This window comes from Dietzia sp. HMSC21D01, assembly GCF_001815995.1.
GTDB classification, from domain to species: Bacteria; Actinomycetota; Actinomycetes; order Mycobacteriales; family Mycobacteriaceae; genus Dietzia; species Dietzia cinnamea.
On sequence record NZ_KV823749.1, the window covers coordinates 1 to 11,068 of the forward strand.

The 11,068-nt window shown below is 69.6% G+C and carries 5 protein-coding genes; 2 read left to right on the forward strand and 3 right to left on the reverse strand.

Annotation, left to right across the window (positions count from 1 at the left end; genetic code table 11):
• From HMPREF3086_RS03105 to HMPREF3086_RS03115, 3 genes are all read right to left on the reverse strand, one after another.
• A partial coding sequence (locus HMPREF3086_RS03105; RefSeq protein ID WP_070720138.1) for a beta strand repeat-containing protein occupies positions 1 to 3,615 on the reverse strand: 3,615 nt, incomplete at its 3' end.
• A gap of 260 nt (positions 3,616 to 3,875) precedes the next feature.
• On the reverse strand, positions 3,876 to 5,399 hold the full coding sequence (locus tag HMPREF3086_RS03110; protein ID WP_141763966.1) for an Ig-like domain-containing protein: 1,524 nt from the start codon (positions 5,397 to 5,399) through the stop codon (positions 3,876 to 3,878).
• Positions 5,400 to 5,700: 301 nt separating this feature from the next.
• A complete protein-coding gene (locus HMPREF3086_RS03115) occupies positions 5,701 to 7,161 on the reverse strand; it encodes an Ig-like domain-containing protein (protein WP_083324272.1) in 1,461 nt (486 codons plus the stop codon).
• A 308-nt stretch (positions 7,162 to 7,469) separates the two neighbouring features.
• Here HMPREF3086_RS03115 and HMPREF3086_RS03120 point away from each other — a divergent pair, with 308 nt between their 5' ends.
• The gene (locus HMPREF3086_RS03120; protein WP_070720142.1) at positions 7,470 to 9,194 is read left to right on the forward strand and encodes an Ig-like domain-containing protein; all 1,725 of its coding nucleotides are present in this window, start codon (positions 7,470 to 7,472) and stop codon (positions 9,192 to 9,194) included.
• An 83-nt stretch (positions 9,195 to 9,277) separates the two neighbouring features.
• Positions 9,278 to 11,068: Ig-like domain repeat protein (locus tag HMPREF3086_RS03125; protein ID WP_210401828.1), on the forward strand; the 1,791-nt coding region annotated here is incomplete at its 3' end.

The following is an 11,068-nucleotide window of genomic DNA, read 5'->3' on the forward strand; positions in this document are numbered from 1 at the left end:
AGGCGACACCGACAGATCCGTCACCGGAGCGACCGTGCCCTGGCCCACCGACACCTGGACCGTCGCTGCGTCCGAGTCGACATCGTTGACCGTCTGGATCACCGAGATCGTCTGATCCGCACCAACCGGCAGCGTGCCGAGCGAGCACGAGAACGCACCCGACTCGTCCGCCGTCGTGGTGCAGTCCGTCCCACCCGGGCCGGTCACCGTCACCGACGCACCCGGCTCAGCGGTACCCGACACCGTCACCGCATCATCGGTGCTCGGCGCCGACGGCGACACCACCAGATCCGTCGACGCAGCAACCGTGCCCTGGCCCACCGTCACGCTCGTCGTGGCCGGATCAGAGTCCACGCCATTGAGCGTGGCCACCGCAGACACCTCATGGGAACCGACCGACAGCGCGCCCAGGTCGCAGGAGTACGAACCGTTCGTCACCTCGGCGGCGGCACACACCACCTCGCCATCGACCGACACTGCAACCGTCGACCCGGCCGGCGCCGTACCCGAGGCCGTCACCACGTCATCGGTGTCCGGCGCAGCCGGATCCACCGACACCGTCGGCGCAGCAATCACGCCCTGGCCGACCGTCACCGACGCGGTCGCCGCAGCAGATCCCACACCGTTGAGCGTCGCCACTGCAGACAGCATGTGAGTCCCCACCGGGAGCGCATCCAGGTCACAGCCCGAGAACTCGCCCTGGGCATTCGCGATCACCGTGCACTCGGCACCACCCGGACCGGTCACCGTCACCGACGCACCCGGCTCAGCGGTACCCGACACCGTCACCGCATCATCGGTACTCGGCGAAGCAGGAGTCACCACCAGATCCGACGGCGCAGCAACCGTGCCCTGCCCGACGGTCACCGTCGTGGTCGCCGCATCGGAGTCCACGCTAGTGAGCGTCGCCACCGCAGCCACCTCATGCGCACCGACCGACAGCGTGCCCAGGTCGCACGAGTAAGAACCGTCGACGACCGCAGCAGCAGCACACACCACCGCACCGTCGACCGACACAGCCACCGTCGACCCGGCCGGCGCCGAACCCGACGCGGTCACCACGTCATCGGTATCCGGAGAAACCGGATCCACCGACACCGTCGGCGCGGCGACCACACCCTGGCCGACCGTCACCGTCGTGGTCGTGGGCTGCGAGTCGACCCCGTTGAGCGTCGCCACCGCCGACAGCGTGTGCTCACCCACCGGCAGCACACCCAGCGCACAGGAGAACGCACCAGCGGCGTCCGCCGTCACCGTGCACTCGGCACCACCCGGACCGGGAACCGTCACCGACGCACCCGACTCAGCCGTACCCGACACCGTCACCGCATCATCGGTGCTCGGCGCCGACGGCGACACCACCAGATCCGAAGGCGCAGCAACCGTGCCCTGCCCGACGTTGACGGTCGTGGCCGAGGGCGACTGCGAGCTCGCCGTGGTGGCGTCGCCCGCGTAGTGCGCGGTCACCTCGACCGCGCCCACCGCATCCGGGGTCCACGCACACGAGGCCGAGCCGTCGGCACCCAGCGGCGCCGAGCACAGCACGTCACCGTCGGCGTCGCGGAACTCGACCGTCACGCCCTCGGTGCCGCCGGTCACCGTCGCGGACAGCGTCACCGGCTCCCCCGTGACCGGGTCGGCAGACGCCGTCACGACCGAGGTCTGCGTCTCGCCGAGCGCCACGGTCACCTGGACCGCGTTCGACTCGGATGCGCCGACCGTCGGCGAGCCCGCGTAGGCGGCCTGCACGTCGTAGGTGCCGACCGCGGTGGGCGTCCACTGGGTGGTCGCCTGTCCGCCGGACACCTGGCCGGTGCCCACCGGCGCGCCGTCCACCGAGAACGTCACGGTCTCACCGTCGGCGATCCCGGTGGTCTCCACCGACAGGGTCAGCGCCTGCCCCGGCACTCCGCCGCTGGGCGCCGAGAGCACCAGCGAGGACTCGCTCACGTCCACCGTAACCGTGGTGGCGGCAGGGGACGCGGCGGCGGCCGTGGTGGCGGTGCCCGCGTAGTGGGCGGTCACGTCGACGGCGCCGGTCGCGTCCGGGGTCCAGTAGCAGGTGGCGGTGGTGCCGGTCCCGAGGTTGACCGAGCACAGCACGTCGCCGTCGGCGTCGCGGAACTCCACCGGTTGGCCGGCGACGCCGCCGGTGACGGTGGCGGTGAGCGGGATCGCGGTGCCGACCGTGGCGGTGGCCGGCGCGGTGATCGTCGAGACGGTGGTCTGCACCAGGCCGACCGTGCCCGTGACGGGCTCGGAGGTGGACTCGAGGTATCCGGTCGAGCCGAGGTAGCGGGCCGTGAGGCTGTAGGGCTGGTTGGCGAGCGCGGCGCCCACCGCCCAGTCGTAGGTGGCGACGCCGCCGGTCACCTGGCCTGTGCCGAGGACGGTGCCGTTGTTGGAGAACTCGACGGTGTCGCCGTCGTCACCGTCGGTGACGGTGGCCGTGAGGGTCGAGGTCTGCCCGGGTACGGGGTCGGGGTCGACGGCGAGGGTGGTCGACGTGACCTGGACGGGTGCGACGACGCTGACCATCACCTGCCCGGACTGGGAAGCGGCGACCGTGGTCGAGCCCGCGTAGCGCGCCTGGATCACGAAGTCACCCGCGGTGGCCGGGGTCCAGTTGTTGAAGGTGGCCTTTCCGCCGGTCACCGTGCTGGTGCCCACCGAGTTCCCGTTGACGAGGAACTCGACGGTCTGGCCGTCGGCGACGCCGGTCGTGGTGGCGGTGAGTGGGACGGGCGACTCCGCGATGGCCGGCTGCGACGCCGCGACCGCGACGGTGGAGGGGGACTTGACCGCGTTGACCGTGACCTGGTCGGACGTCGAGGGGTTCACGGTGTTCGATCCACCGTATCGGGCCTCCACCGTGTAGGAGCCCTCGGTCGGAGGGGCCCACGACGAGAGCGTGGCCACGCCGCCGCTTACGTTCGCCGAGCCGACGTTCGCCCCGTTGACGAAGAAGCTCACCGACTGCCCGTCCGGGATGTTGACGAGGTTGTTCGCTCGCAGGGTCACCGGCTGACCGGGCAGCGGCGTCAACGGATCGGCGGTGAGCTGGAGAGCCGAGTCGGCCTTGATGACGGTGAACGAGATGTAGTTGTCGAAGGTCCTCTGGTCACCGACTGTCGGGTTGTACCCGAACCCCACCCCGTAGGTTCCGGGGGCGCAGTTGACGGTGTATTCGGCGCTGAGGTGCAACTTGTTGACCGACAACACGCCCCAACGGTCGAATCGCGTGTTGGTGTCGTTCATCGAGATGCCGTCGTCGTTGGAGTTCGACGGCCAGCTGTAGGTGTTATCCCCGTAAACCCACGTCAGTGTGTTTGGCACGATGTCGAGACACCCGGGGTGGCGGAGTTCCGCCCAGTAGAGGTCGGCATTCCACGAGGTGTCGAAGTCCATCGTCAGTCGGATGCGATCGCCGTAGCGCACCGGCGACTCGTACGCGCGTTGGGTGTGCCAGACCGTCGCACTCCACGACGTGGTGCTCCCGCCTCTCTCCACAACCGCCGCTCCGGCCACCCCGCTTGAACCGGTAATCATCAACCCCATCGCCAGAGCCAGGGCACTCAGGATCGCCAACAGCCGGCGTGACGCGTTCTTCATCATGGGATCTCCTCGGGGGCGGAGTCAGGTGTACGACATGCGGAAACACATAGTGATCCAGGTCATAGTATCCGAATGGACAGCTAACCAGAGGCGCAACGAGGAGAAAATTGGCCGATTGTCCAGCTTCTCGCTCGCCGGCGACTGCCAGGCACACTGAGACCCCGTCCCCGGCCTGAGCAACCCAGCCTTCACCCCGCTAAATGAGGCGGTACCCCACCGCGCGAACGCGATGGGGCACCGCCCGAGAGGGAGCCGAAGTGTCAGCTGCCGAGCGAACCCAGCGAACCGGACGCGTTCTCGCCCCCGAGGCTGCCGGTGAGCGAGCCGGCGCTTCCCGAGTTGCCACCCGGGGTGCCGGGGTCGGTCGGATCCTCCGGATCCTCGACGGCCGGGGTGATGATCGCCTGCGCCGTGCCGGCGGAGGCGAGGTTGACGCCCTCACCCGAGAACTCGGCTCGGACGGTGCGGACACCGTCCGTGGTGGGCGTCCACTCGAACGTCGCGACGCCGCCGGCGCCGACGGGCGCGGTGCCGATGACGGTCGAGCCGTCGTAGAACGTCACCGTGCCGCCGGGGGCGTTGGTGCTCACCGTGGCCGTGAGGGTGATCGGCTCACCAGCCGGACTCGTGGCAATCGGGTCGAGCACCGTGGTGGTGGCGACCTGGTTGGGATCGGCCTCCGCGACCGTCACCGGCACACCATTGCTGGACGGGTTGACGCCCGGCCGGCCGGAGAACTCGGCGTCGATCGTGCGCTGGCCCGCGACGGTCGGGATCCACCCGATGGAGGCGTTGCCGCTCGCATCGACTATGGCATCGCCGATCACCGTGCCGTTATCCTTGAATACGACCGTGCCGCCCGCACCCTCCGGCGTGACCGTGGCCGTCACCTGCGAGCTCTGACCGACCTTCGGGGTCCCGGCCACATCGACGGTCACGTTGGAATTGACGTTGGTCGGTGAGACCGTGACGATGCGTTCCCCCGACTGCGAGCCGCCGTGGGTGGCGGTCTGCGCGAAGCTGGCGCGCACGGTCTTGGTGCCCGCCGTCGTCGGCGTCCACGGCAGCGTGGCCGAGTTGCCCGAGACGGTGCCGGTGCCGACGGGCTGCCCGTCGACGGTGAAGGTGATCTGCGAACCGTCCGGGATGTTCGTCGTGTCCACCGACAGGGTCACGGTCTGACCGGCCTGCGGGCTGGTGGGCGCGTGAAGGAACACTGAGGTCCCCTTGCGCTGCACGTTGATGGTGGGGCCCAAGGCGGACTTATTGACCTCCCCGCCGGCTGGTGGAATCAACGAGAACCACGTCGAGTCCCAGCTCATTCCACCGGAGCTGATCGCACCAGCGTCACAGTTGACGACGTAATCGGCGGTCGCGACCACTGGGGGGATCCAGCTATTCGCGGCCCACGGGTTGATCTCGAGGAAGTCGGCTCCGACCGTAACGTCATCGCCCGCATTGCCTTCGTTGTACGTCTTGCCGCCGACAGTCCACTCCAGCGAGTTCTCGACGTACTCGAAGCAATCAGGATGGTGATCCTTTACCCAGTATGCGAGCCATGCGTTCGAGCCTGATCGCCGCAGTTCGGTAGTGACGGTGACCGTCTCCCCGTAAACCGGCGTGGAGTTGCTCACGGTGCGGATACCAGTCATGCCCTTGTCGGAGGCGGTCGCCGTCACCGGCGCCGCCGCCGCCACCCCGGAGCCCGCGACGACCAGCGCCGCTCCCGCCATCGTCGCCGCACTCGCCGCGGCGAGCGTCCGGCGCATCGATCCGTACCTCATCTGTGCTCCCTTGCCCTCCGCGTGTACGTCAGCGGGGCGCCAGGACGTAGAGGGCACGCGGAGTGTGATCTGTGCAACAGTAACGCCCGCGGCGGGATTTGGAAAGGCGTCCCAGACGGTCGTCCACATCACTTTTCACTCCTGCACCAAAGCCCAGCGTCCGGACAATGGCGCGAAACCGGATTCTTGGCCGGCTCGCCGATCCCGCCCCCGTCTCGTTCCGGTCACGGCTCCGACAAACGCCCGTGCCCCGCTACCCTGAAGCGGGCGACGGGGCACGGGGCCGGTTCGAAGGTGTGGTTCAGCTCCCGGTGGCGGAGCCTCCGCCCGACGACCCCAGCGAGCCGAGGTCCAGGCTGCCCGAGGGGGCGTCCGGCTTAGGGTTGACGACTACGGAGCCCGTCCCCTCCGAGGCCAGCAGCGCGCTGGTGCCGGCGAACTGGGCGGTCACGACCCGCTGGCCCGCCGTCGCGGGGGTCCAGCGCAGCGTGGCCACGCCGTCCGCGCCGACGGTAGCCGTGCCGATCACCACGTCGCCGTCAAGGAAGGTGACCGTGCCGCCGGCACGTGCCGGGGACACCCGGGCCCGGAGGGTCATCTCGTCGCCGACAATTCCGGGCGCGACCTCGTCGACCGTCGTACTCGACGCCACCGCACCCGGCTCCTGCGCAGCCACCGCGACAGTGCGGGAGCCCTCCGACCCGAGGACACCGTCGCGCCCCGAGAACACTGCGGTCACGGTGTGGTCGCCGACGCGCTCCGGCACCCAGAGGTAGTTGGCTCGGCCGTCCGCCCCGACCGGGGCGGTGGCCACCGCGACGCCATCGACGCGGAACTCGATGGTCCCGCCGGCGCCGAGCGGGCTGACCACTGCGGTGAGGGTCGCGCCCCGGCCGACCTGCGCCGCGGGCACGGGGGCCACCGTAGTGGTGGAGGAGACGTTGGGCGTCCCCACGCTCACGTTCTGCGTCGAGACGGCGCCGGCGTGCGTTCCTGTCTGGGCGAACCGCGCCTCGATGGCGTGAGTCCCGGTGACGGTGGGCGTCCACTGGATGGTCGCCGCGCCGCCGGAGACCTGGGCCTCGCCGATCTGCGTCCCGCCGTCGTGGAAGGTGACCCTCTGCCCGTCCGGGATGTTGGTGGCGGTCGCGGTGACCTCGACCGGCGTCCCGACGCGGGCACCGACGACGGGGGCGAGCGCCAGCGCGGTCTGGACGCGGTTCACGGTGATGGTCGGACCCGCGTTGAGGAACTCCTCATTGAGCGGAGCGAGGACGTTCCACTGGGTCCGGTTCCACTCGACGCCGCCGGTGCGCAGCTGCCCGGCGGCGCAGTTCACCGTGTAATCCGCCGTCACCGTGAGCGGCGGGTTCCACAGGGAGACGAGCGGGTTGTCCACCACCAGCGCGTCGTCCTGCACCTCGACCTCGCTCGGGTTCGACACCTGGGTGTAGGTGTCGCCCCCGACCGTCCACGAGACCGTCCCCGGCACGAGGTCGAGGCAGGTGGGGTGCTGATCCCGGAACCAGGTGAGCATCCATGCGTTCGTGCTGTTGCGCTCGATCGTGTTGGTGAGGGTCACCCGGTCACCGTGGGTGACCACCCCCTGGCTTACGGTTCGCGTGAACTTCATCTGCTCGCTACCGCCGGTGGCCGAGACCGGCGCCGCCTGCGCCGTGGCCGATGTCACCACGACGAGCGCCGCGCCCGTCGCCATCACTGTGCCTGCCGCCGCGAGGCGACGCGCAATCCCGCTCGTCATGTTTCTCCTCGGAGTTCGTCGTTCCGTCCCGGCGGTGTCGCCGACCGGCGTGGGCCGTCCTCGCGGAGGCGGGGGATAAGGGCCCGACCCGCCCGACGATATGTCCGTTCCCACTTTTGCGCCACCCGCCCGAGAGTTTTACCTGCCGCGCCCCTGACAGCCTACTGACCTGCCTATCGAATCCGTCGTCCCCGCGCCTGCCACCCAGATCAAGTTCACGAGATCTTCGCCCGGAACAGTGTTTCCTTTCAACGAATCCTCAGTATCGTGAAGGCAGTCTCGCCCCCTCAGACCCGTCAGGAGCAACAATGACGACTCGGGAGATCGCCGCCCCCACGGCCCCCGCCACCACCACACGTCTCGCGCGCGCCCTCACCGCGCTGCTGTCGGCTTTCGCGCTGTTGCTCGGCCTGGCGCCGGCCGCCACCGCGCAGACGGGAGAGACGACGGCGATCGACCCGTTCAGGGTCACGCTCTCCGTCTCGGGCGATCTGCGACCCGGAGGCGAGGTGACGTACACGCTCAGGGCCACGAACACCGAGGTCATCGCCCTCAACACCACGCTGCACCACTACGGTGTGCGTGTCCCGTCGGGTTTCCAGTACCTGGGGGTCACCGGTGACCTCGACGGAGCCGTCTCCGATCTCGGTCAGGGGGTGAACTTCTACGGTGGCGATCCCGGCAGCAACACGGTGTGGGGTGGCGGTTCGCGCGAGGCCAAGTTCCGTTTCCGCATTCCGGCCGATGCGACCGGCGGCACCATCTACTCCGCCGGCGTCGGCATGGAGACCAAGCTCCTCTGGAACAGGGACTGGCACCACGTCAACAACCTGGTCTCCTTCACCGTCACGCCCGTCCAGTCGGCCACCCAGGTGACCGTCGCCCCGTCCGTCGCCCGGGTGGGCGAGCCCGTCACCCTCACCGCTAACGTCAGCGCGGTCCACGGCACCAACACGCCCACGGGTTCGGTCAGCTTCGCCGTCGACGGCCAGACCCTCACCGCCCCGGTCGTGAACGGTGTCGCCAGCACCACCGCGATCTTCGAAGCCACCGGCACCAAGCCGGTCACGGCCACCTTCACCCCGGCCAGCGGCACCGAGTGGCAGACCTCGGTCGGCACCGGCACGGTCAACGTCCAGTCCGAGGCCACGCAGACGCAGCTCACGCTCGACCCGGTGGCGATCCACGACGGCGACCAGATCACGGCCACCGCGCGCCTCACCCCGGCCGCGGCGACCGGACACGTCGTCTTCACCGTCGACGGCCAGACCCAGCGCATCCCGGTCACCGGCGGCGAGGCCCAGGCCACGTTCCAGCTCATCACCTCCGGTGAGAAGACCGTCCTCGCCGCGTTCGAGCCCGCCAACCCGGCTCGCTACACCACCAGCCAGGACGAGGAGACGGTCGCCGTCTCCGAGCTCACCACCACCATGACGGTCTCGGTGAACCCGTCCACGGCCACCGCCGGCGAGCAGATCGCGATCACCGCGGACATCACCCCGGAGGACGCCACCGGCACGGTGACCTTCGAGGTGGCCGGGCGCACCCTCACCGCACCGGTGGTCGACGGGAAGGCCACGGTTTATACCTCGCTCATCACCAAGGGCACGTACCCGATCACGGCCACCTTCACCTCCGACCAGCCCACCCGCTGGCTCGGTTCTGCGGGCACCGGTTCGGTGACGATCCAGGCGGAGGGCACCGAAACCGAGGTGACGGTCGATCCGGCCACCGTGGCCGTCGGCGGCGAGGTCACCCTCACCGCCCGGGTCACCCCGAGGACCGTGGACGGTGTGGTGACGTTCACCGTCAACGGGACCGAGTACCTCGCCGACGTGGTCGACGGCGTGGCCACCACGACGGTGCTCATGCCCGACGCTGGGGACGAGACGGTCCGCGCGGTCTTCACCCCCGCCGACACCGAGCGCTACGCGCCCAGCGAGGACTCGGCCACCATCACCGTGACCGGCACCGGCGGCGACGGCGGTGGGAGCGGCAGCCTCGGCTCGCTCACCGGCAGCCTCGGCAGCTGATCGACTCCGCGCCTGCGGGCACCGCACGAGCGGTGCCCGCAGGCGCACCACCCCTCACCACCGCACTTCACACAGGAGAAGCAATGTCCCCCACACCCGGCGGCACCACAGCCACCACGACCAGGCGGCGCCGCTGGCTGCGCTCGCTCACGGTGATCCTCTCGTCCCTCGCGTTGATTCTCGGCCTCGCACCGTCGGCGCACTCGCAAGCACTCCAGGTGTCTCCTCCCTCGAGTCTCAGTCATGATAAATTCGACTTCACGCAGGCGATCAACACTGGCGGCAGTAACTTCATCCCCGGCGGCACGGTGCAGGTGGACAACTCCGTGAAGTTCAACGGGTCCTTTACGCATCGCTGGTCCAACATCAGAAGGTGGGGCGTCATCACAGACCCCACCGGATTCGGTTACCAGTCCCACACGGGACAGTCGATGACGAACACGCGAGCATCCGGGAACTTCGTGGGAGGCGACCTGACTGATACACGGATCGACGATGACGAGACCCGCCGCTACCAGCTGAAGATGCGGATCCCGTCCAACGCGATGGGTGGGCAGCGCTTCAATCTCGGTCTGCAGGCCGAGGTCACCAACGACTGGAACGTGATCAACTACCCGAACAGGATCTGGTTCGTCCTCCCAGCCGTCGCCACCAACATCTCCCCGCTGACGTTCTCCCCTAACCCGGGCCGCCCGGGCGAACCGGTCACCGTCACCGCTCGGGTCAACGCGACCTACGGCACCAACACCCCGACCGGCACGGTCCGGTTCGTCGTCGAGGGCCAGACATACACGGCGACCGTCAACAACGGCGTGGCCACCGCGCAGATCACGCGCCCCACGGCCGGCACCAAGAGCGTCACGGCCACCTTCACCCCCGCCAACTCGGCGCAGTGGCAGACGTCCAACCGCACGAACTCCTACTCCCTCAACACGGAGACCACCGCCACCGACCTCACCCTGGACGAGGTCGAGGTGACCGCCGGCGGCACCGTCGAGGCGACGGCGTCAGTCTCCCCGACCACCGCGGTCGGCGACGTCCGGTTCTCGATCCCCGGCTACCCGGCGCAGACCGTACCGCTGGCCGGAGGCACGGCGTCGGCGTCGATCCCCGTCGACGCGGCCGGCTCGTACACGGTCACCGCCGAGTTTATTCCCGCCGACCCGGAGCGGTACACCACCAGCTCGGACACCGAGACCGTGAACGTCTCGGCCGAGCAGACGCAGACCTCCGTGACCGTCACGCCTGCCGAGGCGCTCGTCGGCCAGAACGTCACGATCACCGCCGCGGTCTCGCCCGCGGCGGCCGGCGGCACCATGACGTTCGAGGTCGACGGCGAGTCCGTGGTCGTTCCCGTCGTCGACGGTGAGGCGAGCCTCACCAGGCAGTTCGACGCCAACGGCGACTACCCGGTCACGGCGACCTTCACCCCGGAGAACCCCAGCCGGTACGCGGGCAGCTCCGGCACCGGCGTCGTCGCCGTCGGGCTGCAGGACACCGCCACCGTGCTCACGTTGGAGCAGCCGACCGTGACCGCGGGCGGCACCGTCACCGCGTCCGCACAGGTGTCCCCCGCCGGGGCCGCCGGCACCGTGACGTTCACCGTCGCCGGCCAGGAGCAGAGCGTCGCCGTCGACGCCGAGGGCCGCGCCAGCGCGCAGTTCCAGATCTACGAAGCCGGCGCCTACCTCGTGACGGCGGCGTTCGCGCCGACCAACACCGACCAGTACCGGCCCAGCTCCGACGAGGCCGGCGTCACGGTCGAGGTCGAGGGCACGGAGACCGAGGTCACCGTCGCCCCGACGGTCGCCCGCGTCGGTGAGCCCACCACCCTCACCGCGAACGTGACCCCGGCCGAGGCGGCCGGCACGGTG